This is a genomic window from Aeromonas sobria (assembly GCF_050266975.1).
Taxonomy (GTDB): Bacteria; Pseudomonadota; Gammaproteobacteria; order Enterobacterales; family Aeromonadaceae; genus Aeromonas; species Aeromonas sobria_B.
Genome location: NZ_JBKISU010000008.1, coordinates 74,940 through 99,649 on the forward strand (window position 1 = coordinate 74,940; position 24,710 = coordinate 99,649).

Annotated in this window: 16 protein-coding genes; 9 read left to right on the top strand and 7 right to left on the bottom strand. The window is 63.9% G+C overall.

Features of this window, described 5'->3' with window-relative positions; all coding sequences use genetic code 11:
- Positions 1-141: 141 nt before the first annotated feature.
- From ACLHZ1_RS06495 to ACLHZ1_RS06515, 5 genes are all read left to right on the top strand, one after another.
- Positions 142-1,125: an MsnO8 family LLM class oxidoreductase gene (locus tag ACLHZ1_RS06495; protein ID WP_427261422.1), complete on the top strand. Its 984-nt coding sequence runs from the start codon at positions 142-144 to the stop codon at positions 1,123-1,125.
- A gap of 540 nt (positions 1,126-1,665) precedes the next feature.
- On the top strand, positions 1,666-2,862 hold the full coding sequence (gene proV, locus ACLHZ1_RS06500; protein WP_427261423.1) for a glycine betaine/L-proline ABC transporter ATP-binding protein ProV: 1,197 nt from the start codon (positions 1,666-1,668) through the stop codon (positions 2,860-2,862).
- Complete coding sequence (gene proW / locus ACLHZ1_RS06505; RefSeq protein WP_427261424.1) at positions 2,859-4,010, top strand: glycine betaine/L-proline ABC transporter permease ProW; 1,152 nt, start codon at positions 2,859-2,861, stop codon at positions 4,008-4,010. Before proV ends, proW begins: the two co-directional genes overlap by 4 nt.
- The gene (gene proX / locus ACLHZ1_RS06510) at positions 4,007-4,978 is read left to right on the top strand and encodes a glycine betaine/L-proline ABC transporter substrate-binding protein ProX (RefSeq protein ID WP_427261425.1); all 972 of its coding nucleotides are present in this window, start codon (positions 4,007-4,009) and stop codon (positions 4,976-4,978) included. Before proW ends, proX begins: the two co-directional genes overlap by 4 nt.
- Positions 4,979-5,156: 178 nt before the next feature.
- Positions 5,157-5,630 carry a 2TM domain-containing protein gene (locus ACLHZ1_RS06515; protein WP_427261426.1) on the top strand — a complete coding sequence of 158 codons (474 nt, stop codon included), beginning with the start codon at positions 5,157-5,159 and terminating at the stop codon, positions 5,628-5,630.
- Between the two features lie 73 nt (positions 5,631-5,703).
- On the opposite strand, the gene ACLHZ1_RS06520 is transcribed toward ACLHZ1_RS06515, so the two are convergent.
- The 5 genes from ACLHZ1_RS06520 to prfB form a co-directional block, all read right to left on the bottom strand.
- Positions 5,704-6,462, bottom strand: a complete 759-nt coding sequence (locus tag ACLHZ1_RS06520) for a phosphoadenylyl-sulfate reductase (RefSeq protein ID WP_427261427.1) — start codon at positions 6,460-6,462, stop codon at positions 5,704-5,706.
- 51 nt (positions 6,463-6,513) lie between these two features.
- The gene (gene cysI / locus ACLHZ1_RS06525) at positions 6,514-8,223 is read right to left on the bottom strand and encodes an assimilatory sulfite reductase (NADPH) hemoprotein subunit (RefSeq protein ID WP_427261469.1); all 1,710 of its coding nucleotides are present in this window, start codon (positions 8,221-8,223) and stop codon (positions 6,514-6,516) included.
- A 14-nt stretch (positions 8,224-8,237) separates the two neighbouring features.
- Positions 8,238-10,025, bottom strand: coding sequence for an assimilatory sulfite reductase (NADPH) flavoprotein subunit (locus ACLHZ1_RS06530; protein WP_427261470.1), 1,788 nt, complete (start codon positions 10,023-10,025; stop codon positions 8,238-8,240).
- Between the two features lie 467 nt (positions 10,026-10,492).
- On the bottom strand, positions 10,493-12,028 hold the full coding sequence (gene lysS / locus ACLHZ1_RS06535; protein WP_427261428.1) for a lysine--tRNA ligase: 1,536 nt from the start codon (positions 12,026-12,028) through the stop codon (positions 10,493-10,495).
- Between the two features lie 21 nt (positions 12,029-12,049).
- Positions 12,050-13,148, bottom strand: a protein-coding gene (gene prfB, locus ACLHZ1_RS06540; RefSeq protein WP_427261429.1) for a peptide chain release factor 2 whose coding sequence is annotated in 2 segments (ribosomal slippage) — positions 12,050-13,072 and positions 13,074-13,148 — 1,098 coding nt in all. Because the reading frame shifts where the segments join, the coding sequence is not laid out codon by codon here.
- Between the two features lie 261 nt (positions 13,149-13,409).
- Here prfB and ACLHZ1_RS06545 point away from each other — a divergent pair.
- Positions 13,410-15,281, top strand: a complete 1,872-nt coding sequence (locus ACLHZ1_RS06545; protein WP_427261430.1) for a methyl-accepting chemotaxis protein — start codon at positions 13,410-13,412, stop codon at positions 15,279-15,281.
- Between the two features lie 567 nt (positions 15,282-15,848).
- Here ACLHZ1_RS06545 and ACLHZ1_RS06550 read toward each other — a convergent pair.
- A complete protein-coding gene (locus ACLHZ1_RS06550; protein WP_427261431.1) occupies positions 15,849-16,703 on the bottom strand; it encodes a Tim44 domain-containing protein in 855 nt (284 codons plus the stop codon).
- 289 nt (positions 16,704-16,992) lie between these two features.
- On the opposite strand from ACLHZ1_RS06550, the gene dnaB reads away from it, so the two are divergent.
- Both dnaB and alr read left to right on the top strand, forming a co-directional pair.
- On the top strand, positions 16,993-18,387 hold the full coding sequence (dnaB, locus tag ACLHZ1_RS06555; RefSeq protein ID WP_427261432.1) for a replicative DNA helicase: 1,395 nt from the start codon (positions 16,993-16,995) through the stop codon (positions 18,385-18,387).
- Positions 18,388-18,577: 190 nt separating this feature from the next.
- Positions 18,578-19,651 (top strand): alanine racemase, encoded by a 1,074-nt coding sequence (alr, locus tag ACLHZ1_RS06560; protein WP_427261433.1) that lies wholly within the window; start codon positions 18,578-18,580, stop codon positions 19,649-19,651.
- A 192-nt stretch (positions 19,652-19,843) separates the two neighbouring features.
- On the opposite strand, the gene putA is transcribed toward alr, so the two are convergent.
- Entirely contained in the window at positions 19,844-23,812 is a 3,969-nt protein-coding gene (gene putA / locus ACLHZ1_RS06565) for a trifunctional transcriptional regulator/proline dehydrogenase/L-glutamate gamma-semialdehyde dehydrogenase (RefSeq protein ID WP_427261434.1), read from the bottom strand.
- Between the two features lie 400 nt (positions 23,813-24,212).
- On the opposite strand from putA, the gene ACLHZ1_RS06570 reads away from it, so the two are divergent.
- Complete coding sequence (locus ACLHZ1_RS06570) at positions 24,213-24,650, top strand: VOC family protein (protein WP_427261435.1); 438 nt, start codon at positions 24,213-24,215, stop codon at positions 24,648-24,650.
- Positions 24,651-24,710: the final 60 nt, after the last annotated feature.

The window sequence follows — 24,710 nt, forward strand, 5'->3', positions numbered from 1 at the left end:
CGGATCCTTGTGATGGCCATTCATCCATGGTTGACCAGCAATGAGTGTGGCTCATGGCATCAGGATCGCCAGCGAGGGAACGATTGTGTCTCATTTAGAGCTAATGGTAGAGTGAGCCCTTTCCCCTCCCAGGAGTGAGTCATGCGCGTTCCCTATTCGGTACTGGATCTGGTACCCGTTCCCGTCGGCTCTCACCCCGCCGATTCCTTCCGCCGCTCCCTGGCACTGGCCCAGCAGGCCGAGGCCTGGGGTTATCACAGATACTGGCTGGCGGAGCATCACAACATGCCCGGCATCGCCAGTGCGGCCACGTCTGTGCTCATCGGTCACCTGGCCGGTGGCACCCGTACCCTGCGCCTCGGGGCGGGCGGCATCATGCTGTCCAACCACTCTCCCCTGGTGATCGCCGAGCAGTTCGGCACCTTGGAATCCCTCTATCCAGGGCGGATCGATCTCGGTCTTGGCCGGGCGCCCGGCTCGGATCAACGCACCATGCAGGCCCTGCGCCGCCAGCGCAGCGGTGAGGTGGACGATTTTCCCGCCGATGTGGCCGAACTGATGGCCTATTTCGGGGACGAGGCGGGCCCGGTGCGCGCCGTGCCCGGGCTCGGGCTCCATCTCCCCGTCTGGCTGCTCGGATCCAGCCTCTACAGCGCCCAGCTGGCGGCGGCCATGGGCTTGCCGTTCGGGTTTGCCTCCCATTTTTCCCCGGCCCTGCTGTCCCAGGCGCTGGAGATCTACCGCAGCCAGTATCGCCCCTCGGCCCGCTGGCCCAAGCCCTATGCCCTGGTCTGCGTCAACCTGATCGCCGCCCAGAGCACGGCCGAGGCGCGCCTCCTGTTCAGCACGGTGCAGCAGCAGTTCCTGCGCCTCTATCGGGGGGATGCGGGCGAGCTGCCGGCGCCGGTGGAGGAGCTGACCGGCTGGGCCCCCCATGAGCTGGTGGCGATGGAAAAGACATTGTCCCGCTCCCTGGTGGGGGATGAGGCGGCGGTGCGTCATGGTATCCAGGCGCTGCTGGCCGAGACCCGGGCCGACGAGCTGATGTTCAATGGCCCCATCTTCGATCAGGACGCCAGGCTGCGCTCCTTCGAGCTGGGTGCCCGGATAATGCAGTCCCTTTAAGTCTCTGGTACGGCGACCATCCGGCGCCATGGGCTGGGTGATCGCCGGCCCCTTCCCTCGCTTTCAGCCCTTTACTGCCCCCGTCATCCCATCTATTCATCTTTCCGGGTCAGCCCTGACCCCTTCTCTGTCAGCGACAGATTTCCAGCAATCTTGTCGATATTTCGCCGACGTTTGCGTATTTTACGCGACATTTCTCGCTTTCCTGCCGAGCGATCAGGAGCGCCTGCCAGGCGTCGGTTGCCGCGGGGAGTGTCCTGTTCGTCGCATCTCTGCGCCGCAGCGCCCCATGGGGCGAAATAATGTTTAGATCATTAAACAAAAAATTGAAATGTCATTACTGGGCTAATGATAGGGGCAGGGATTTGGTATCTCTATTTAACTGTTATTTCACATAAAATCATATGTTTATGTATGTGCTGCATGGTCTCCGTGGTCATTAACCCTTTATATCTCACTATAAATTGTTTAGTGTAGTAATGGAATTTCGCCATGGCCACCCCATGGCGATGCGGTAGTAATCAATTAGAAAAGGGCAACATGACAGTCAAACTGGAAGTAAAGACCCTGTACAAGATCTTTGGTGATCAGCCTGACAAGGCATTCAAACTATTGGAAGAAGGAGAGGATCGCGCCGGTATCTTGCAAAAGACCGGGCAGACTCTCGGCGTTCATGACGTGAACTTGCAGATCCATGAGGGCGAGATCTTCGTGGTGATGGGGCTGTCCGGTTCTGGCAAGTCCACCCTGGTGCGGCTGCTCAATCGCCTGATCGAGCCGACCCGCGGCCAGGTGCTGATCGATGGCGAAGACATTGCCACCATCTCGGACGAGGCCCTGCGCCAGGTGCGTCGCAACAAGATCAGCATGGTGTTCCAATCCTTCGCACTGATGCCCCATCTGACGGTGCTGGACAATGCCGCCTTCGGCCTGGAGCTGGCCGGCGTCCCCCTGGCGACCCGCCATCGCAGTGCCCATCAGGCCCTGGCCCAGGTCGGCCTGGACACCTGGGAGCACGCCTATCCCGATGCCCTCTCCGGCGGCATGAAGCAGCGGGTCGGCCTGGCGCGCGCCCTGGCAAATGACCCGGATATCCTGTTGATGGACGAGGCGTTCTCGGCGCTCGATCCCCTGATCCGCACCGAGATGCAGGATGAGCTGCTCAAGCTGCAGGCGAACCATCAACGCACCATCATCTTCATCTCCCACGATCTGGACGAGGCGATGCGCATCGGCGATCGCATAGCCATCATGCAGGATGGCCGGGTGATCCAGGTGGGCACCCCGGACGAGATCCTGAGCCAGCCGGCCAACGACTACGTGCGCGCCTTCTTTCGCGGGGTGGATCTCGCCAACGTCTTCAGCGCCCGGGATATCGTCAGCCGCAAGCAGATGCCGCTCATCAAGAAGCATGTCACCGATGGCCCGGCCAATGCCCTGCGCCAGCTCAAGGAGCAGGACAGGGAGTTCGGCTATGTCGTGGATCGCAGCCGGCGCTTCGTCGGTGTCGTCTCCCTCGACTCCCTGGACCGCGCCGTGGCGAGCAAGGGCAGCCTGGATCAGGCCCTGCTGGGGGAGATCCCCCCCTTGCTGGCGGATACCCCCTTGCACGAACTGATCAGCCAGGTGGCGGCGGCCCCCTGCCAGGTGCCCGTGGTCGAGGAGGATGGCACCTATCTCGGTCTCATCTCCAAGGCCAGTCTGCTCAACACCCTGGACAGGAGTACCCCGGTATGAAACAGCTGATATCCCTCTGGCTGGCGACGTTGTTGCTGGCCAGCCAACCGGCCTGGGCCGATGCCGCCGAGGCGGCCGAAGATCCCTGGGCCAGCGCCCCCGCCAGCCAGAGCGAGGCGGATCCCTGGGGCAGCGCGACCCAAGATGCCGTGGCCAGCAATGACTGGCAAAGCCAGATAGCCGAGGCCGATGACGGGCCCGCCTTCGACCCCCTGGATCCCTTCCAGCAGGCCTGGCTGCCGCTCGATGCCTGGGTGGAGCAGGGCATCGACGTGCTGGTCACCCACTTTCGTCCCCTGTTCCAGATCATCAGGGCTCCGGTGGAGGTGACCCTCAACGCCTTGACCCAGGCGCTGCAAACCGTGCCTTCCGCCATCATGGTGCTCCTGCTGACCCTGATCGCCTGGCAGCTGGTCAGCGGCGCCATGGCCCTGGGGGCGCTCGGCTCCCTGATCGCGATAGGGCTCATCGGTGTCTGGTCTGATGCCATGGTGACCCTGGCCCTGGTGATGACCTCCCTGCTGTTTTGCATGGTCATCGGCCTGCCGACCGGCATACTGCTGGCGCGCAGCGAGCGGGCCACCGCCTGGACCCGGCCCCTGCTCGATGCCATGCAGACCACGCCAGCCTTCGTCTACCTCATCCCCATCGTCATGCTGTTTGGCATCGGCAACGTGCCCGGGGTGGTGGTGACCATCATCTTCGCCCTGCCCCCCATGATCCGGCTGACCATACTGGGCATTCGCCAGGTTCCGGCGGATCTCATCGAAGCGGGCCACTCATTCGGTGCCAGCCCGCGTCAGCTGCTGTTCAAGGTGCAACTGCCGCTGGCCATGCCCACCATCATGGCCGGGGTCAACCAGTCGCTCATGCTCTCCCTCTCCATGGTGGTGATCGCCTCCATGATCGCGGTGGGGGGCCTGGGGCAGATGGTGCTGCGGGGCATAGGTCGCCTCGACATGGGCATGGCCTCGGTCGGCGGCCTGGGCATAGTGCTGCTGGCCATAGTGCTCGACCGCCTCACCCAGGCCATGGGTCAGTCGAGGGTCGGGCGCCTTGGTCGCTGGTATCAACGAGGCCCCGTCGGCCTGCTGCTCGCCCCGTTCGGGCGTCATCATCAGACTCACACCAAAGGAGAAGTATCATGAGATCCATCACCAAGGGATTGACCCTGAGCACCCTGCTGCTGAGCTCGACCACCATGGCCGCCACCCTGGTGCAACCCATCCAGAGCAGCGTGCCGGAAGAGGCGTTCCAGACCCTGCTGGTGAGCAAGCTGCTGGGGGAGCTTGGCTATGACGTCAAGCCCGCCAAGGAGGCGGACTACAACGTGGGCTATGCCTCGGTCGCCAGTGGCGATGCGACCTTCCTTGCCTTCAACTGGAACCCGCTGCACAAGGACAAGTACGAGAAGTCGGGAGGGGACGCCAAGTTCTACCGCCATGGGGACTATGTGACCGGTGCGGCCCAGGGCTATCTCATCGACAAGGCGACTGCCGATAAGTACGGCATCACCAATATCGCCCAGCTCAAGGATCCCAAGCTGGCGGCCCTGTTTGACAGCGACGGTGACGGCAAGGCCGACTTGGCCGGTTGCAACCCCGGCTGGGGCTGCGAGGGGGTGATCAACCACCAGCTCAAGGCCTATGAGCTGGACAAGACGGTGACCCATCAGCAGGGCAACTATGCGGCCATCATTGCCGACACCATCACCCGCTACAAGGAGCACAAGCCGGTGTTCTACTACACCTGGACCCCTTACTGGGTGAGCGGCGAACTGGTACCGGGCAAGGATGTGGTCTGGCTGGAGGTGCCCTTCACCGCCCTGCCGGACGGCCGCGAGGGCGACACCAGGCTGGCCAATGGCAAGAACTATGGCTTCGAGATGAACAGCATGCACATCGTGGCCAACAAGGCATTCGCCGAGGCGAACCCCTCCGCGGCCACGCTGTTTGCGCAGATGAAGCTGCCCATCAATGACATCAACGTCCAGAACAGCCTGATGAAGCAGGGGCAGAACAAACCGGCGGACATAGCCCGTCATGCCGACGCCTGGCTCAAGGGGCACCAAGCCCTGGTCGAGCAGTGGCTCACGGCGGCGCGGGCCGCCAACTAGGCGCCATCCCCCGTCACTCTCCCCGCCCGGCCTTTGTGCCGGGCTTTTTTCATTCGGGCCAATCGGCTATAAGAGATTGATCTGCAATGGCTGTCACCCGAATGTCGGGTCGCTGTCGTCAAGGATTTCGCCCAAGCCGGGTACGCTTGCTCTCGTCACTACCACAAGGAGTTCATCGATGATCGTCAGGAAGTTGAGATTGCAGCGCGGCTGGTCACAGGATCAACTGGCCACCCTGTCCGGGTTGAGTGTCCGCACGGTGCAACGGATAGAGGGGGGCCAGGCCCCCGGTCTCGAATCCCTCAAGGCCCTGGCCGCCGTCTTCGAACTCGACCTCAGTCAACTGCAGGAGAGCGAGATGAGTGAAACCAAGGGGGCGCAAGGGGTTGCGCCGGACGAGCGCGAGGCGATGGAGTTTGTGCAGGGATTGAAGGGGTTCTACGGCCACCTCATCAGCTACGGGCTGGTGATAAGCCTGCTCTGGGTCATCAACCTGGTGACCAGTCCGGGACATATCTGGGCCTGGTGGCCCATGCTGGGCTGGGGCATAGGGCTGGGGGCCCACGCCTTCAACCTGTTCAAGCTGCCCAAGTGGCTCGGCCCCGACTGGGAGCGGCGCCAGGTCGAGAAGCGGCTCGGGCGCAAGCTCTAGTCCCAGCCACCGTTGCCAACCCATGAAAACGCCCGGGATGACCCGGGCGTTTGTATTGGGGGGGGCGGCGGGATCAGATCCCGGAGCCGTCGCTCTCGCCGCTCTCTTCATGCAGGCCGCATTCGCGCTTGAGGCCGAAGAAGCGGGTCTGCTCCTCGCTCATGCCCGGCTCCCACTTGGCGGTGGTGTGGACGTCGCCCACCGAGAGGTAGCCCTGCTCCCACAGGGGGTGGTAGGGGAGGTCGTGCTCCTTGAAGTAGTAGAAGACATCCTTGTTGCTCCAGTCGATCACCGGCAGGAACTTGAAGCGGCCGCGCTGGATGGCCAGCACCGGCAGCTTGCCACGGCTGCCGGACTGCTCCCGGCGCAGGCCGGAGAACCAGGTCTGGGCGCCGAGCTCGTTCAGGGCCCGGTCCATGGGCTCCACCTTGTTGAGCTGGTTGTAGCGGGTGATCCCCTCCACACCCTGCTCCCACAAGAGGCCGAAGCGGGCCTCCTGCCAGGCGGGGGATAGCTCGGCGCGGTAGATCTTGAGGTTGAGGGAGAGACGCTCCTTCAGTTCGTCGATAAAGCGATAGGTCTCCGGAAACAGATAACCGGTATCGGTCAGCACCACGGGGATATCGGCCCGCTCACGGCTCACCAGGTGCAGCATCAGCGCGGCCTGAATGCCAAAACTCGAAGAGAGGATGTGTTGTCCCGGCAGGTTGGCCAGGGCCCAGCGCACCCGCTCGGGGGCGCTCATGGCCTCCAGCTCGCGGTTGTGGGGGGCCAGGGCGGCGACCTGTTCCTCTTTGGAGAGGGTGAGCAGTTGTGTCAGATCCAGTGTCATCTCTGTGTCTCGCTCTGTGAAGAAAACGGGCGCCTCGCGGCGCCCTTGGGATCAGGCGGCGTAGAAGTCCACGGCGGAGTTGACCACGGGGGCTATGATGCCGGCGCGGATCACGAAGTCGCCGAAGCACTCGCCTTGGTTGCGCTCCTTGGCCCAGCGGCCGATGAGGGCATCCAGCTCGGCCAGGATCTGCGGCTCTGTGATGTTCTCCTGATACATGCGGGGGATGCGGGTTCCCTCCAGGTTGCCGCCCAGGTGCAGGTTGTAGCGACCGGGGGCCTTGCCCACCAGCCCCACCTCCGCCAGCATGGCGCGGCCACAGCCGTTGGGGCAGCCGGTGACCCGGAAGATGATGGCGTCTTGCGCCAGGCCGTGCTTGGCCAGCAGCCCTTCGATGTCGGTGACAAAGGCCGGCAGCATGCGCTCGGCCTCGGCCATCGCCAGCGGGCAGGTGGGCAGGGCGACGCAGGCCATGGACTGCTTGCGCTGCTCGCTCACGCCATCATCGATGAGGCCATACTGGCGGGCCAGGGCTTCGATGCGGGCCTTCTCGCCGGCGGGCACCCCGGCGATGATCAGGTTTTGGTTGGCGGTGAGGCGAAAATCCCCCTGGTGGATCTTGGCGATCTCCAGCATGCCGGTCTTGAGGGGCTTGCCCGGGAAGTCCAGCAGGCGGCCGTTCTCGATAAACAGGGTGAGGTGATGCTTGCCGTCGATCCCCTCCACCCAGCCGAAACGATCGCCACGGCTGGTGAAGACATAGGGGCGGCTCTCGGCAAACGCGATGCCGGCGCGGCGCTCCACCTCGGCCTTGAAGGCCTCCACCCCGACCCGTTCGAGGGTGTACTTGGTCTTGGCGTTCTTGCGGTTGACCCGGTTGCCCCAGTCGCGCTGGGTGCTGACCACGGCGGCCGCAACGTCCAATACGTGTGACAGCGGGATAAAGCCGAAGTCGCTCGCCTTGCGCGGGTAGGTGCTGGTGTCGCCGTGGGTCATGGCCAGACCCCCGCCCACCAACACGTTGAAGCCCACCAGCTTGCCGTTTTCTGCAATCGCCACGAAGTTGAGATCGTTGGCGTGGACATCGATGTCGTTGTGGGGCGGGATCACCACGGTCGTCTTGAATTTGCGCGGCAGATAGTTGGAACCCAGGATGGGCTCCTCGTCGCCCCCCAGCTTCTCGCCGTCCAGCCAGATCTCGACATAGGCGCGGGTCTTGGGCAGCAGGTGCTCGGAGATCTGCTTGGCCCACTCGTAGGCCTCCTGGTGCAGCTCGGACTCCACCGGGTTGCTGGTGCAGAGCACGTTGCGGTTCACGTCCCCCGCGGTGGCGATGGAATCGATGCCGGTGCTGTTGAGGGTCTGGTGCATCAGCTTGATGTCACGCTTGAGCACGCCGTGGAACTGGAAGGTCTGGCGGGTGGTCAGGCGGATGCTGCCATACAGGCTGTGCTCCTCGGCAAACTTGTCGATCACCTGCCACTGGGTCGGGGTGATGATGCCGCCGGGCAGGCGGGCCCGCAGCATGACGTTGTGCAGGGGTTCCAGCTTCTGGGCGGCGCGCTCGGGGCGGATGTCGCGGTCATCCTGCTGATACATGCCGTGGAAGCGGATCAGCTGGAAGTTGTCGCCGTTGAAGCCGCCGGTGAGGGGATCCTTGAGATCCTGCTCTATGGTGCCGCGCAGGAAGTTGCTCTCGCGCTTGAGGCGTTCGTTGTCAGCCAGCGGCCCTTCGACCGGTCCCGCTACTTGTTTCGAGATAGGTTGCTTGCTCATCAATAGACATCCCTTTGATAACGTTTGGCACGACGCAATTCGCTCAAATACTCTTCTGCTTCCTCACGGCTCTTGTGGCCGTGCTCGCTAATCACATCCAGCAGGGCTTCCTGCACATCCCTGGCCATGTGGTTGGCGTCGCCGCACACATAGAAGTGGGCGCCGGCTGCCAGCCACTGGTAGAGCTCGGCCCCCGCCTCGCGCAGGCGATCCTGCACATAGATCTTCTCGGCCTGATCCCGGCTGAAGGCCAGGGAGATCTTCGACAAGAGGCCAGATTTCACATAACGCTGCCACTCCACCTGATAGAGGAAGTCCTGGGTAAAGTGGGGGTTGCCGAAGAAGAGCCAGTTCTTGCCAGAGGCTCCGATGGCGTCTCGCTCCTGCAAGAAGGCGCGGAAGGGGGCGATGCCGGTGCCCGGGCCCACCATGATGACGGGGGTATCGGGATTGGCCGGCAGGCGGAAGTTGTCGTTGTGCTCCACGAACACCCGCACCTCGGCCCCGTCATCCAGCCTGTCGGCCAGATAGGAGGAGGCGGCGCCACTGCGCACAGTGCCATCTTCCTGGGGGTAGCGCACCACGCCCACGGTCAGGTGGACCTCTTCTTCCACCTCGCTCTGGGCGGAGGCGATGGAGTAGAGGCGAGGGGTGAGCGGGCGCAGCAGGCCGGTCAGCTGCTCGGCGCCAAGGGGAGTAGGGAAGCGCTTGAGCACATCCACCACCTGGGCGGACGCCACCAGGGCATTGAGCTGGGCCTTGTCACCGGCGATGTCATGGAGCGCCGCATCGGTGGAGATCTCGGCCAGCCCGGTGATGAAGCCGCCGTGCAGCCGGGTCAGCTCGAAGTGGCGAGTGAGGGCATCGCGCAGGGAGCCGTGCTCGCCGGGCTCGTCACCGGTGAGGCCGGTCAGGGCCAGCACTTCTCCCACCAGATCGGCGTCGTTGTCGAACCAGACCCCGAGGGCGTCACCGGGTTGATAGCTGAGGCCGGACTCTTCCAGGCTGATCTCGATGTGGCGTATGTCCTTGGTGGAGTCGCGACCGGTGATCTTCTGGTTGACCGACAGGCGCGCCGGGAAGGGGTTGGCCTTGTCGAACTGGCTGTGGCCCACTGCCGCCTTGACGGCACCGGCCACAGAGCCGGTCGGGCCCGCATTCAGGGTCGCGGCGACCGCGGCCAGGGCCTGTTCGCTCCAGGCCTTGGCGCCGGCCTCATAATCCACGTCCAGGCTGGCGAGGGGGGCGATGCGCTCGCCACCGGCCTGGGCCAGCCAGCCATCGAAGTCCTGGCCTGTCTTGCAGAAGAATTCATAGGAGCTGTCCCCCAGCCCCAGAACGGCGAACTTGACGCCGTCGAGCTTGCCGAGCTTGCCCTTCTTGAGCTGCTCGTGCAGGTCCACCGCGGGCTCGGGCGGCTCGCCCTCGCCATAGGTGCTCACCACCACCAGCAGGTGGGTCTCCTTCTTGAGCTGCTTGGGCTTGTAGTCCGCCATGGAGACCAGGGTCACCGGCAGTCCCTGTGCCTGGGCTTGCTGGTGGATGGCGCTGGCCACCCCCTTGGCGTTGCCGGTCTGGGAGCCGTACAGAATGGTCAGGCTGCCGCCGGCCGCCGCGGCCGGGATCGGCGCCGCCGCCACGCCGCCACCGGCCTGGGCCAGACCATAGAGGTAGCCGCTGACCCAGGTCAGTTGCTGGCTGTTGAGGGTGGCGAGGGCCTGGCTCAGCTGGCGCTGCTGTTCATCGGAGAGGGGGGTTATCTGGGTCAAAGAGTCCGTCACTTGCATCACACACGTCTTCCATGGTCTGATTTTTGGTCAGGGTAAGGGTTGGCATGGATAACAACAAAGAATAAAAATGTCTTTTTTATTCGATTGAGGCATTAAAAAGTACCGGACGGGCGCCGGACGCGGGATGGCGCCCATGGCGGTGCGGCGTTTCCCCCGGATTTGCGCGTGCCAATCCCCACTTCCCCCTCGTCAGGAGAGACCATGATCCAGCTGTTTCACGTCAATGCCTTCGCCCAGGACCCTTTCACCGGCAATCCCGCCCTGGTGGTGCAGGGAGGGGGATCGCAGCAGGCCCTGATCCAGAGGTGAGGGGAGTGGTTGCCCCGCTCGGCTGAGGGCCATGGGCCGCCTTTGCTGCGCCGTGATTGCCGCGCCGTGACCATAAAAAAGAGGCCCCGCCATGGCGGGGCCTCTCGTGGTACTGGCTGTCAGGGTTGGCCTGACGAGCTGGCTGTCTGCACGTCTTATTTCTGCGGACGCAGGGCCGGGAACAGGATGACGTCGCGGATGGTGTGGCTGTTGGTAAACAGCATCACCAGACGGTCGATGCCAATGCCCTGACCGGCAGTGGGCGGCAGGCCGTGTTCCAGCGCGGTGACAAAGTCGGCGTCGTAGAACATGGCTTCGTCGTCGCCGGCGGCCTTCTGGTCAACCTGGGCCTGGAAGCGCTCGGCCTGATCTTCGGCATCGTTGAGCTCGGAGAAGCCGTTGGCCAGCTCGCGGCCGCCGATGAAGAACTCGAAGCGGTCGGTGACGTCCGGGTTCTGGTCGTTGCGACGGGCCAGCGGGGAGACGGCGGCCGGGTACTCGGTGATGAAGGTGGGTTGCAGCAGCATGTGTTCCACCGTCTCTTCGAAGATGGCGGTGATCACGTGGCCCAGCTCCCAGCTCTTCATCAGCTCGATCTTCAGGCCCTTGGCGACGGCGCTGGCCTTCTCCAGGGTGGCCAGATCGTCGCGGGTCACATCCGGGTTGTACTTGAGGATGGAGTCCACCATGGAGAGGCGCTGGAACGGCTGACCGAAATCGATGGTCAGGCCCTCTTCGCCCTCTTTGGCGTAACGGATCCTGGTGTCCCCCAGAATGTCCTGGGCCAGGGTACGCAGCATCTCTTCGGTGAGATCCATCAGATCGATGTAATCGGCGTAGGCCATGTAGAACTCGAGCATGGTGAACTCGGGGTTATGGCGAACGGAGATGCCTTCGTTACGGAAGTTGCGGTTGATCTCGTAGACACGCTCGAAACCACCGACCACCAGACGCTTCAGATAGAGCTCAGGCGCGATACGCAGGTACATGTCGATGTCCAGCGCATTGTGGTGAGTGATGAAGGGACGGGCGGAGGCGCCACCCGGGATCACCTGCATCATGGGGGTTTCCACTTCCATGAAGCGCTTGTCGTTCAGGAACTTGCGGATACCGGCCACCACCTTGGTACGGGTCACGAAGGTCTTGCGGGACTCTTCGTTGGCGATGAGATCCAGGTAACGCTGACGGCAGCGGGCTTCCTGGTCGGTCAGACCCTTGTGCTTCTCGGGCAGCGGGCGCAGGGCCTTGGTCAGCAGGCGGATGCCTTCGACGTGGACGGAGAGCTCGCCGGTCTGGGTCTTGAACAGGGTCCCTTCGACACCGACGATGTCCCCCAGATCCCACTTCTTGAACTGCTCGTTGTAGAAGCCTTCCGGCAGGTCGTCACGGGTCACGTAGATCTGGATCTTGCCAGCCATGTCCTGCAGGGTGGCGAAGGAGGCCTTGCCCATGATGCGACGGGTCATGATGCGACCGGCGATCGAAACCCGCTTGCCCAGGGCGACCAGCTCGTCGCTGCTCTTGGCGTCGAACTCGGCATGGAGATCGCCCGACAGGCTGTCACGACGGAAATCGTTGGGGAAGGGATTGCCCTGTGCACGCAAGGCGGCCAGCTTGGCGCGACGCTCTGTCATCTCGTTGTTCAGTTCGAGACTGTGGTCGACTTCCGGAGTTGTGGTTTGTTCAGACATGGTGATTCCTGCTGCTGCGTGTTACAGGCCTGACTTCAGGCTGGCTTCGATAAACTTGTCCAGGTCGCCGTCGAGCACCCCTTGGGTGTTGCGGGTCTCGACGCCGGTGCGCAGATCCTTGATACGGGCGTCATCGAGCACGTAGGAGCGGATCTGGCTGCCCCAGCCGATGTCGGACTTGGTCTCTTCCAGGGCTTGTTTCTCGGCATTCTGCTTCTGAATTTCCAGCTCGTAGAGCTTGGCCTTCAGCTGCTTCATACACTGATCTTTGTTCTTGTGCTGGGAACGGTCGTTCTGGCACTGCACCACCACCCCGGTCGGGATGTGGGTGATACGCACCGCGGACTCGGTCCGGTTGACGTGCTGACCACCGGCACCGGAGGCGCGGTAGACGTCGATGCGCAGATCAGCCGGGTTGATCTCGATGTCGATGTCGTCATCGATCTCGGGATAGACGAACACGGAGCAGAACGAGGTGTGACGACGGCCACCGGAATCGAACGGAGACTTTCGCACCAGACGGTGTACGCCGGTCTCGGTGCGCAGCCAGCCGAACGCATACTCGCCGGTGAACTTGATGGTGGCGGACTTGATGCCGGCCACGTCCCCTTCGGAGCATTCGATGAGCTCGGGCTTGTAGCCGTGGGCATCGCCCCAGCGCAGGTACATGCGCAGCACCATGTTGGCCCAGTCCTGGGCCTCGGTGCCGCCCGAGCCTGACTGGATGTCGATGTAGCAGTCGGAGGCGTCGTGCTGACCGGAGAACATGCGGCGGAACTCGAGATCCACCAGCTTGGCCTCCAGCCCGTCGGCTTCGGCCACGGCTTCGTTGAAGGTGTCCTCGTCCTCGCCTTCCACGGCCAGCTCGACCAGCATGGCCACGTCGTCGGCGCCCTGGGTCAAGACGTCTATGGTGCCGACCACGTTTTCCAGCGCGACGCGCTCCTTGCCCAGGGCCTGGGCGCGCTCGGGTTCATTCCAGACGTCCGGCTGTTCCAGCTCGGCGTTGACCTCTTCTAGACGCTCTTTCTTGGCGTCATAGTCAAAGGTACCCCCTAAGCAGCTCGGTCCTCTCAGACAGCTCCTTAAGCTTGTTTAATACAGGATTGACTTCAAACATCGTGAAAACTCTCGGGGTCGATGTGATTTAAAAACGGGATATTCTAGCCAATTGCGGAAGGAATAAACAGGGTTGCCCCGCCCTTGTCGCCCTCAATGGGGCAATTAGTGGCGCATTCTTGGCCATGGCGTCGAAAATTTTGCCGGTTCGGCCAGATTGGGGTTCAGGTTTTCTGCCACCGGCCGCTATTCATTGCTGCAAGACTAAGATGCCGATGGCATCGGTGGGCACACCCTCTTCCTGACATAAGAAGCACACATGATGAAAAACCTCTCACTCAAGCAGAAGATACTGATGTCTGTGGTGATCGCGCTCTCTCTGGTGATCCTGCTGCTCTCCTGGCAGAGCTACTCCAGCCAGAAAAACCAGCTGCTGCAAGGCAGTCAGGAACAGGTGCTGCGTCTGGGCGGCCAACAGGCACAGAGTGTCAGTGACTGGTTGAGTGCCCGCCGGGACGTGATCCAGGCCCTGGGCAACAAGGCCAGTGCCCAGCCCCTCGATGCCCTGCAACAGGCCCAGGTCTCCGGTCGCTTCCAGCTCACCTACTTCGGTGAGGGCAGTGGCAAGATGCATGACTCGGACCCCTCCATCAACCGCGATGGCTATGATCCCCGCACCCGTGGCTGGTATCAGGAGGCCATGGCCAAGGGGGGCATGATAGTGACCAAGCCCTATCTGGACGTGGCCTACAACGTCATGGTGGTCACCCTGGCCCAGCCGGCCCAGGGCGGTGTGGTCGGCGGCGATCTCTCCATCGCCTCTCTGGTGGAAGACATCACCAAGATGAAGCTGCCCGCCGACGGCTTCGCCATCATGATGCACAAGGACGGCACCGTCATCGCCTACAAGGATGCCGCCAAGGCGATGAAGCCGGCCACCGAGATCGACAGCGATCTCACCAATGCCCTGATCGAGCAGAGCAAGGCGAGCCAGAGCCTGGTGCCAGCCTATTTTGACGGCGAGGGCCGCGACAAGCTGCTGCTGGCGGTCGATGTGCCGGGCACCGACTGGGAGCTGGTGCTGGTACTGGACAAGGCGACCCTGGAGGCGCCGCTTTCCTCCCTGCTGATGACCCAGCTCGCCATGGCCCTGGTGGTGCTGGTGGGCAGCATACTCGCCATCTCCTGGCTGGTCAGCCTGCTGCTCGGCCCCCTGGTCAAGGTCTCCCAGGCCCTGGCCCGCATCGCCGACGGCAACGGCGATCTGACCCAGCGCATCAAGATAGATGCCAACGACGAGGTGGGTCAGCTGGCGGACAGCTTCAACCGCTTCGTCGGCAGCCAGCATCAGCTGATCGGTCACATACGCAACCTGGCCAATGAGCTGGATGCGGACGCGGAGCGCAGCCTGGTGACCAACCAGGCCGCGGTGGAAGAGCTGCAGCGCCAGCAGCAGGAAGTGACCATGGTCGCCACCGCCGTCACCGAGATGGCCAGCGCCACCATGGAGATCGCCGGCAACGCCGAGAACACGGCGGCGGCGGCCCAGCAGTCGACCCAGAGCAGCGAGCAGGGCAAGCAGCTGGTGAACCAGACCCGGCAATCCATCAACAGCCTGGCCAACGAAGTGGGGCAGGCGACCGAGGTGATCGGCGAGCTGAGCCGCCACGCCCAGGCCATCTCCGGCATCCTCTCCACCATCCAGGGGATCGCCGAGCAGACCAACCTGCTGGCGCTCAACGCCGCCATCGAGGCGGCCCGGGCCGGCGAACAGGGCCGCGGCTTCGCCGTGGTGGCCGACGAGGTGCGGGTGCTGTCCCGCCGCACCCAGGACTCCACCCAGGAGATCCAGTCCACCATAGAGACGCTGCAACAGACCACGGCCCGTGCGGTCAGCCTGATGCAGACCAGCCAGGGGTTGGCGGACAACAGCGTGCAGGATGCCGATGCCGCCGCCGCCGCCCTCGAAGAGATCACCCAGGCGGTCTCCCTTATCTCCGACATGGCGGGTCAGATAGCGACCGCCGCCGAGGAGCAGACCCAGGTGACCGGCGAGATCACCCAGAACACCACGGCGATCAAGGACGTGACCGACGAGATCACCGCCTCCGCCATGCGCGATCTGGATCAGGCCCACAGCCTCAAGGGCCGGGCCACGGATCTGAGCAAGCAGGTGTCGACCTTTATCCTCTAAGGCACCGGATCCGCGTCATGAGAAAGAGCCCGGGAGGGCTCTTTTTTTATGGCCGGGACCGAGGGAGAGGGGAGGCCCGACGACGCCGGCTGGCCTCGATGCCGCCCTGGGAACCGGGGCGCGGCACAGTGGCGCCTTGCCCAGGCGCCGACATCTGGTTATTTCCAAGGAACCATGGGGAGAACCCAGTGTCCGTTCAGGGGCTTGGCGCGTGGCCCCAGGTAGCCGCGCCGGTGGTATCGCCATGGGAGAGCCGCTGGGGTGGCTCAGGGAATGAGTCAGGGAATGGGTCAGGGAGTGAGCCAGCCTTGCCGGCATCTGCCTTGGCATCGGGGCGGCCGAGCGTGAGCGCCGCCGATGGAGTACCGGGTTGCATGGCATGGGCGGAGGAGGTGAGGCGCGCCAGCTAAGGTGAGCACGGCGGCGGACACAGGCTTGATTCGCAAGGCCCAGGGGGATGCAGGTGGGCAGGGCGCATGCCGGGTCGAAAGCGAGGGCTGAGCCCCGGGCCCGCCAATGACAAAGGCGACCGCAAGGTCGCCTTTCTTCATCCTGCAGAGCGCGGGATCAGAGCTGCTCGATACCCACGATATGCCAGGGGGCGCCGGCCTTGGCCAGGTTGCGCTCCAGGTGCCACACCTCTTTGATATCTTCCTCGACCTGCTCCTGACGGTCCATGTAGCGGCCGCTGAAGCGTACGCTCACCTGGGCCCAGTCGCTGCCGTGGTCGGCGCGAACCAGCTGGGTGTCCACGTACATGACTTCGGTATGCTGCTCGCCGGAGAGTTCGGCGCGCTCGGCCTTGAGCTGCTCGAACAGCTCGGGGCTCACGTACTCGCGCACCTTCTCCAGGTCGTTCTGGTTCCAGGCTTCTTGCAGGGTGCGGTAGTGATCCCGGGCACCGGACAGGAAACCATTCATGTCAAAGCCCGGCGGCAGGCGGAAGGGCACGTCGCTGTCGGCGAAACCGGTCGCCTGCGGCGCGCTGGTGCTCTGCTCGAACTGCTGGGGTGCCTGAGGCTGGTAGCCGGCATAGGCCGTTCGCTGCTGGGGTGACATCTGGGCCGCCTTGCTGCGGCGCAGGGTGCGGATCAGGAAGAAGACACCGAGGGCCAGGGCGGCGATCAGCAGCATGTCCATGCCCTGCAGGCCTTCGAAGGCGCCGCTGCCCAGCAGGTAGGCGAACAGACCACCGGCCAGCAGGCCACCCAGCAGACCGCCCATCATGCCGCTCTTCTTGGGCGCCCCTTGGGCACCCACAGTCGGGTTCTTGGTGTCGACAGGCTTGGCCGCCGGTTGGGCCGGCGCCGTCTTGTAGCTCTTGCCAAAGGATTTGCCGCCGCCAAATTTCTTGGCTTCGGCGATGGGGGCCCCCAGGCCAATGGCCAGGATCAGGGCAAACAGGGTCAGCATTTTTTTCATTTTGACGCGTTTCACTCTCAGCTATGGGTGGGGCATGTCCCGCTAGTGGCAAGGCGCATGGCAGGCTGCCAGTCCCGCTATGTGGCGCAGCTTGGCGCTAGGAGTAACACCCCAGGCATGAATTATTCATGAACGAAGTAAGGAGGCGACAGCCTGCCCGAGTGGCGCCCCCCTGGCAAGGGCGGCGCGGGCGCGCGGGGCGATCCGGCCTCTGGCCAGATTAGCGCTCGCGGTGGCGGGCTTTCTTTTGTAAAATTCCCGTCCCCTTCCCGCTGCGGTTTTTAGGTGTATGGCAGAGCAAGTGACGGCGAAAAAAGACGCCAAGACACAACAGCTGAAAGTTCCCCCCCACTCCTTCGAGGCAGAGCAGTCCGTACTGGGCGGCCTGATGCTGGACAACGAGGCTTGGGATCGGGTGGCCGAGCGGGTGATCGACAAGGACTTCTACAGCCGGCCCCACAGGCTCATCTTCCAGGCCATGGACAGGCTCTCCAACGCCGGCAACCCCATCGACCTCATTACCCTGCAGGAGGAGCTGGAGCGCTCCGAGCAGCTGGAGGAGGCCGGTGGCTTCGCCTATCTGGTGGAGATCGCCAAGAACACCCCAAGTGCCGCCAACATCAGTGCCTACGCCGAAATCGTGCGCGAGCGCGCCGTGGTGCGGGAGATGATCTCGGTCGCCAACGAGATAGTCGAGGCGGGCTACGAGCCTCAGGGGCGTACCTCCGGCGATCTGCTGGATCTCGCCGAGAGCAAGGTGTTCAAGATCGCCGAGCAGCGCACCAGCGCCAACGAGGGCCCCCAGCCCTTGAAGCTCATCCTCGAGCAGACGGTCGACAAGATTGAGGAGCTGTTCAAGACCCCCCACAACGGGGTGACCGGGGTTTCAAGCGGTTATGGCGATCTCGACAAGATGACCGCCGGCCTGCAGCGCTCGGATCTGGTCATCGTCGCCGCCCGTCCCTCCATGGGCAAGACCACCTTCGCCATGAACCTGTGCGAGCACGCGGCCCTCACCGCCGACAAGCCGGTGCTCATCTTCTCTCTCGAGATGCCCTCGGAGCAGATCATCATGCGTATGCTCGCCTCGGTGGGACGCATCGACCAGACCAAGGTGCGGACCGGTCAGCTCGACGACGAGGACTGGGCCCGCCTCTCCTCCACCATGGGGCTGCTGCTGGAGAAGGGCAAGATGTACATAGATGACGCCTCCGGCCTGACCCCGACCGACGTACGCTCCCGCGCGCGGCGTATCGCCCGCGAGCATGGCGGTCTGTCCATGATCATGATCGACTACCTGCAGCTGATGCGGGTACCGGCGCTGTCTGACAACCGTACCCTGGAGATCGGTGAAATCTCCCGCTCCCTCAAGGCGCTGGCGAAAGAGCTGCAATGCCCTGTGGTGGCGCTCTCCCAGCTCAACCGAAGCCTGGAGCAGCGGGCCGACAAACGCCCGGTCAACTCGGATCTGCGGGAATCGGGCTCCATCGAGCAGGACGCGGACTTGATCATGTTCATCTACCGCGACGAGGTGTATCACGACGACAGTCCCGACAAGGGGATTGCCGAGATCATCATCGGCAAGCAGCGTAACGGCCCCATAGGCCGGGTGCGGCTCACCTTCCAGGGTCAGTTCTCCCGGTTCGACAACTATGCCGGCCCGGCATTTGACGATGACTATTGATGTAAACCCAAGGTGAGGGCTGCGTAGCCATCACTACAACTGCCCTGACTGATAGCCAACTCAGATAGTGGCCGACCGTCAGGGCTTGTTTTCCCGGTTCGACAATTCTGCCGGTCCGGCCTTAGACGATGAGATTTGAGGGCTGACACCACCCGGTGCCTGATTATCATGCCCTCGTAAGGGAAAACAGATGAAAGCGGCTATCGCCCAGATCAATACAGCGGCCCTGCGCCACAACCTCGCCGTGGTCAAACGCCACGCCCCTTCCTGCAAGATCATCGCCGTGGTCAAGGCCAACGCCTATGGCCACGGCCTGTTGCCAGTCGCCCGCACCCTGGTGGATGCGGACGCCTATGCGGTGGCCCGCATCGAGGAGGCGCTGATGCTGCGCTCCTGCGCCGTGGTCAAACCCATAGTGCTGCTGGAGGGCTTCTTCTCGAGCGCGGATCTGCCGGTGCTGGCGGCCAACAACCTGCAGACCGCGGTGCACACCTGGGAGCAGCTCGAGGCCCTGGAGCAGGCCGAGCTGCCGGTTCCCGTGGTGGCCTGGCTCAAGCTCGACACCGGCATGCACCGGCTCGGGGTGCGGGCCGAGGAGATGCCCGCCTTTATCGAGCGCCTCGGCAAGTGCAAGAACGTGGTACAGCCGTTCAACATCATGACCCACTTCAGCCGCTCCGATGAGATCGAGCAGCCCACCACCCGCGAGCAGATCGATCTCTTCAGCCGCCTGACCGCACCGCTCAAAGGCGAGCGCGCCATGGCGAACTCGGCGGGCATCCTGGCCTGGCCGGACTCCCACTGCGACTGGATCCGCCCCGGCGTCATCCTCTACGGCGTCTCCCCCTTCCCGAACACTGTGGCGGCGGATTATGACCTCAAGCCGGTGATGACCCTCAAGACCCAGCTCATCGCGGTGCGGGATCACAAGGCGGGGGAGCCTGTGGGCTATGGCGCCAACTGGGTGTCGACCCGGGATACCCGAGTCGGCGTCATCGCCATCGGCTATGGCGACGGCTATCCCCGCATGGCACCCAACGGCACGCCGGTGCTGGTAAATGGCCGCATAGTGCCCCTGGTGGGTCGGGTCTCCATGGACATGACCACGGTGGACTTGGGCCCAGGCGCCACCGACAAGGCCGGCGACGAGGCCGTGCTCTGGGGCGAGGACCTGCCGGTGGAGAGGGTCGCCGAGGAGATAGGCACCATTCCCTATGAGCTGATCACCAAGCTCACTTCTCGGGTATTTATGGAGTACGTTTAACCCCCCTCATCCCCGACCCTTCTCCCGCAAGGGGAGAAGGGAGTGACGACCACAGTTTTCTCTCTGCTGGGAGAGGGATTAATCAATGAAAAGGCCGCTCGCGTGATATCGCGAGCGGCCTTTTTGATCGGTGAAGGATCATAAAAAGCCCCGCGTTGGCGGGGCTCGATTCTGTGCCGTTAAGCGCGACGCTTAGCCTATGGTCATCAGGCTGGCGTTGCCACCGGCGGCGGCGGTGTTGACCGAGAGGGCGTGCTCGATCAGCAGGCGTTCCAGGGGGATGTCGGTTTCGCCACGGTGCAGGCCGTATACGCCGACGATGGCGCCAGCACGGGCGGCGGCCAGCTTGGCCACTTCCCGCAGCTGATCCGAGTCACCGTGGTGCAGCAGGGCATCGAAGCCGATGTCGCTGTTGGCCCAGTCCGCCACCAGCTGGATACGCCCTTGTACCTCGCTGGGCAGGCTGGCCAGCAGGGTGCGGTTCTGGGCATTGTCCTGCCACAGCACTTGCGTCCCGACGGCCAGACAGGCCGCCAGTTGGGCCAGCAGATCCGCCCTGGCTTCTTGATCGTCGGCGGCCAGACAGAGCACCCGCTCCCTGGGCAGCAGGCTGTAGCTGTTGCGCTCGCCGGTGGGGCCGACCAGCAGCTGGGTCAGGCCGCTCAGCGCCAGCTCGCCGTAGCGATCGCACAGGGCCACCAGTGCCGGTGCCTGCTTGGCTGCCCAGCCACGCAAGGCCAGCAGTGCCGGTTTGGCGGCCTCGGCTTGCGGGGTTGCCCCCTGCTCCTGGTGCAGCTGGTTGGCGACCGCCTCCTGAGGACGCGCCCCAAGCAGACGGTACATGTAGAGCGGGCCGCCCGCCTTGGGACCTGTGCCTGAGAGCCCCTCGCCGCCGAACGGCTGCACCCCGACCACGGCGCCCACTATGTTGCGGTTGACGTAGAGGTTGCCGACTTTGGCGGTGTTGACCACCTGGGCTATGGTCTCGTCGATCCGGGTATGGACTCCCAGGGTCAGGCCGTAGCCGCTGTCGTTGATCTGCGCGAGCAGCTCGCCGAGCTTGGCGCGCGGGTAGCGCACCAGGTGCAGCACGGGGCCGAACACCTCCGGGCCCAGCTCATCCAGGCTGTCGAGTTCGATCAGGGTCGGCAGCACGAAGGTGCCGCGGTTGCAGGCGCCCTCTTGGGTGCGGGCAATCTGGTGCACCCGGCGACCCTTGTCCCCCATGGCCTTGATGTGGCGCTCTATGTTGGCCTTGGCCTCGGCGTCGATGACAGGGCCTATGTCGGTGGAGAGGTGCTCCGGGCTGCCGACCTTGTACTCGGCCATGGCGCCCTTTAGCATGCGGATCACCCGCTCGGCCACATCGTCCTGCACGCACAGCACCCGCAGGGCGGAGCAGCGCTGACCGGCGCTGTCGAACGCCGAGGAGATGACGTCCATCACCACCTGTTCGGTCAGGGCGGAGGAGTCGACGATCATGGCGTTCTGGCCGCCGGTCTCGGCGATGAGCGGTATGGTGCGGCCCTGGGCGTCGAGGCGACCGGCCAGGTTGCGGGAGATGATGCCCGCCACTTCGGTGGAGCCGGTGAACATGACGCCACGGACCCGCTCGTCCGCGATAAGCGCCGCACCCACGGTTTCACCGCGGCCAGGCAGCAGTTGCACCGCTCCGGCGGGGACGCCAGCCTCACGCAGGATGCGCACCGCCTGGGCGGCGATGAGGGGGGTCTGCTCCGCCGGTTTCGCCAGCACCGTATTGCCGGCGGCCAGGGCCGCGCAGACCTGGCCGCTGAAGATGGCCAGCGGGAAGTTCCAGGGGCTGATGCAGACCACGGGGCCGAGCGGCCTGTGGCTCTCGTTGGCGAAGTGGTTGCGCGCCTGGGCGGCGTAGTAGCGCAGGAAGTCCACCGCCTCGCGCACCTCGGCGATGGCGTTGGCGAAGGTCTTGCCGGATTCGCGCACCAGCAGGCCCATCAGGGGTTGCAGCTCGGACTCCATCAGATCGGCGGCCCTGTCCAGCACGGCGGCTCGTTCGGCCGGCGGAGTCGATTGCCAGATCTGGCCGCTGGAGAGGGCGCAGGCCAGTGCACCGTCCACCAGCTCGGGGCTGGCCTCGCTCACCTGACCGACGACGTCGCGGTGATCAGCCGGGTTGACGACGTGCTGGAACTGGGCCGGTGTCTCGGTGTCGCAGCCCGGCTGTTCATTACCCAGCATGGGCAGGGCCTGATAGGCGGTGTTGGTGCTGGCGAGCAGGGCGGCGGACAGGGACCCCAGGCGGTGCTCGTTCGCGAGATCCAGACCCGCGGAGTTCGGGCGAGCCTCGCCGTACAGCTCGCGGGGCAGGGGAATGCGCGGATGGGGCAGACCCAGGCTGCCTTCACGGGCGGCCATCTGCTCGATCTGCTGCACCGGATCCTGCACCAGATCCTGCAGGGAGATGCTGTTGTCCGCGATGCGGTTGACGAAGGAGGTGTTGGCCCCGTTCTCCAGCAGGCGGCGCACCAGGTAGGCGAGCAGGGTCTCGTGGCTGCCGACCGGCGCATAGATGCGGCAGGGGCGACCCAGCTTGCCGTCGGCGACCTTGCCGACCACCTGTTCGTAAAGCGGTTCACCCATGCCGTGCAGGCACTGGAACTCGTACTGGCCCGGGTAGTAGTTCTGCCCCGCCAGCTGGTAGATGGCCGACAGCGAATGGGCGTTGTGGGTGGCGAACTGGGGATAGATGGCTTCCGGCACCGCCAGCAGCTTGCGGGCGCAGGCGAGATAGGAGACATCGGTGTAGGGCTTGCGGGTATAGACGGGGTAACCCTCCAGGCCGTCCTGCTGGGCGCGCTTGATCTCGCTGTCCCAGTAGGCGCCCTTCACCAGCCGGATCATCAGGCGGTGACGGCTGCGCTTGGCGAGATCGATCACATAGTCGATCACATAGGGGCAGCGCTTCTGATAGGCCTGGATGACGAAACCGATGCCGTTCCAGTCCGCGAGGGACGAGTCGAAGCAGAGCTTCTCCAGCAGGTCGAGGGAGATCTCCAGCCGATCGGCCTCCTCGGCGTCTATGTTGATGCCGATGTCATACTGCCTGGCGAGCTGGGTCAGGCCCAGCAGGGTGGGGTAGAGCTCTTCCATGACGCGATCGTACTGGGCGCGGCTGTAGCGTGGGTGCAGGGCGGAGAGCTTGATGGAGATGCCCGGCCCCTCGTAGATGCCGCGGCCGTGGGAGGCCTTGCCGATGGCGTGGATGGCCTGCTCGTAGGAGGCGAGATAGCGCTTGGCATCCTCCTCGGTGAGGGCCGCTTCCCCCAGCATGTCGTAGGAGTAGCGGAAGCCCCTGTTTTCCATGTTGCCCGCGTTCGCCAGCGCCTCGGCTATGGTCTCGCCGGTGACGAACTGCTCCCCCATCAGGCGCATCGCCATGTCCACACCCTTGCGGATCAGCGGCTCACCGCCCTTGCCGATCAGCCCCTTGAGGGAGCTGTTGAGGCCAGTTTCGTTGTGGGTGGCCACCAGCTTGCCGGTGATGAGCAGGCCCCAGGAGGCGGCGTTGACGAACAATGAGGCACTCTGGCCCAGATGCTGGCTCCAGTTGCCACCGCTTATCTTGTCGCGGATCAGGGCATCCCGGGTCGCCTTGTCGGGGATCCGCAGCAGCGCCTCCGCCAGGCACATCAATGCCACCCCTTCCTGGGAGGAGAGGGAGAACTCCTGCAGCAGCCCCTGCACCAGGCCCTGACGGCCGCTGGCGCTCTTCTGGTTGCGCAGCTTCTCGGCGATGCCCATGGCCAGCTTCTGGGTGGCCTCGGCCTTCTCCTTGGGCAGGCGGGCCTGCTCCAGCAGCATGGGCACGGCCTCGGTCTCGGGGCGGCGATAGGCGGAGGTGATGGCGGCACGCAGCACGGACTGCGGCAAGATGCTCTCGGCAAACTCGAGGAAGACCTGGATGCCCTGCTCGGTGAGGGTCTCGATGGCCTCTTCCCCGGCGGCAACGGCCAGCCCGGAGTGCTCGGGCGGAGTCAGGCCGCGATCCAGCTGCTCCAGATAGGTGAAGATCGCCTGCTTGATCAGCCAGTGGGGGGTGCGATCCAGGGTCTGCGCCGCCTGTTTGAGGCGGTCGCGGGTCGCTTCATCGAGTTTGACGCCGAGGGTGGTAGTGGCCATGGGACTTCCTGTGTCTATAAGGTAATAATATTACCGGACGGTTAAATTTTGCCGATGATGGTGCAACCAGGTGCAACCTTCAAGAAAGAAATTTTAATGTATTGGTTACATTGTTGAATTTCTCCATGAGGTCAGTCTTCATCGGACTCTCTTCAAACGCGCCGTTCGTGCCCTTTTCACAGCATTATTAATGGGTTGGCAATGCACCTTATGAATGCCTATAAGAGGTGCAACCCATCTGTGGGTAGGGTTGCACTTTTTGCAGGTGTGGCCCGGGCGGAGCCAGCGAGCCCGGCTCCCCATGCGGGGAGGGGGGCCGGATCGCCACCCGACAGCGCCCCGTGCTCTTCTAAGCTGTTAGCTGGCCACAGTGGTCAGCATAGGTGACAAGGAGAAACCCATGGCGCGTGTCAGTACCTATCTCAATTTTGCCCGGGAGACGGAGGCGGCCTTCCTCTTCTACCGCGAGGTGTTCGGCGGCGAGTTCAACGGCCCCATCCACAGATTCAAGGAGTCCCCCGGCTGCCCGGGTCAGCCGCCCCTGTCACAGGAAGATGGCGATCTGGTGATGCATGTGGAGTTGGCGATCCTGGGCGGCCACGTGCTGATGGGCACGGACGCCCCCGCCAGCATGGGGTTCACCCTGGTGCAGGGCAACAACAGCTACCTCAACCTGGAGCCGGACAGCCGGGCCGAGACCGACCGCCTGTTTGCGGCCCTGGCCGAGGGAGGCCAGGTGGAGATGCCGCTGCAGGAGATGTTCTGGGGCGACTATTTCGGATCCCTGGTGGACAAGTTCGGCACCCGCTGGATGTTCAACTGTCAGAGCAAAAGCTGAGACGGCTTTGCTAATGAAAAGGGCGCCATGGCGCCCTTTCTGTTTTTAACCGCCTCCATG

Bases quoted from the DNA above. Each gene is read 5' to 3' on its own strand.
- ACLHZ1_RS06495 (WP_427261422.1), top strand. From the start codon at position 142: ATGCGCGTTCCCTATTCGGTACTGGATCTGGTACCCGTTCCCGTCGGC.
- proV (WP_427261423.1), top strand. From the start codon at position 1,666: ATGACAGTCAAACTGGAAGTAAAGACCCTGTACAAGATCTTTGGTGAT.
- proW (WP_427261424.1), top strand. From the start codon at position 2,859: ATGAAACAGCTGATATCCCTCTGGCTGGCGACGTTGTTGCTGGCCAGC.
- proX (WP_427261425.1), top strand. From the start codon at position 4,007: ATGAGATCCATCACCAAGGGATTGACCCTGAGCACCCTGCTGCTGAGC.
- ACLHZ1_RS06515 (WP_427261426.1), top strand. From the start codon at position 5,157: ATGATCGTCAGGAAGTTGAGATTGCAGCGCGGCTGGTCACAGGATCAA.
- ACLHZ1_RS06520 (WP_427261427.1), bottom strand. From the start codon at position 6,462: ATGACACTGGATCTGACACAACTGCTCACCCTCTCCAAAGAGGAACAG.
- ACLHZ1_RS06530 (WP_427261470.1), bottom strand. From the start codon at position 10,025: ATGCAAGTGACGGACTCTTTGACCCAGATAACCCCCCTCTCCGATGAA.
- lysS (WP_427261428.1), bottom strand. From the start codon at position 12,028: ATGTCTGAACAAACCACAACTCCGGAAGTCGACCACAGTCTCGAACTG.
- ACLHZ1_RS06545 (WP_427261430.1), top strand. From the start codon at position 13,410: ATGAAAAACCTCTCACTCAAGCAGAAGATACTGATGTCTGTGGTGATC.
- ACLHZ1_RS06550 (WP_427261431.1), bottom strand. From the start codon at position 16,703: ATGAAAAAAATGCTGACCCTGTTTGCCCTGATCCTGGCCATTGGCCTG.
- dnaB (WP_427261432.1), top strand. From the start codon at position 16,993: ATGGCAGAGCAAGTGACGGCGAAAAAAGACGCCAAGACACAACAGCTG.
- alr (WP_427261433.1), top strand. From the start codon at position 18,578: ATGAAAGCGGCTATCGCCCAGATCAATACAGCGGCCCTGCGCCACAAC.
- putA (WP_427261434.1), bottom strand. From the start codon at position 23,812: ATGGCCACTACCACCCTCGGCGTCAAACTCGATGAAGCGACCCGCGAC.
- ACLHZ1_RS06570 (WP_427261435.1), top strand. From the start codon at position 24,213: ATGGCGCGTGTCAGTACCTATCTCAATTTTGCCCGGGAGACGGAGGCG.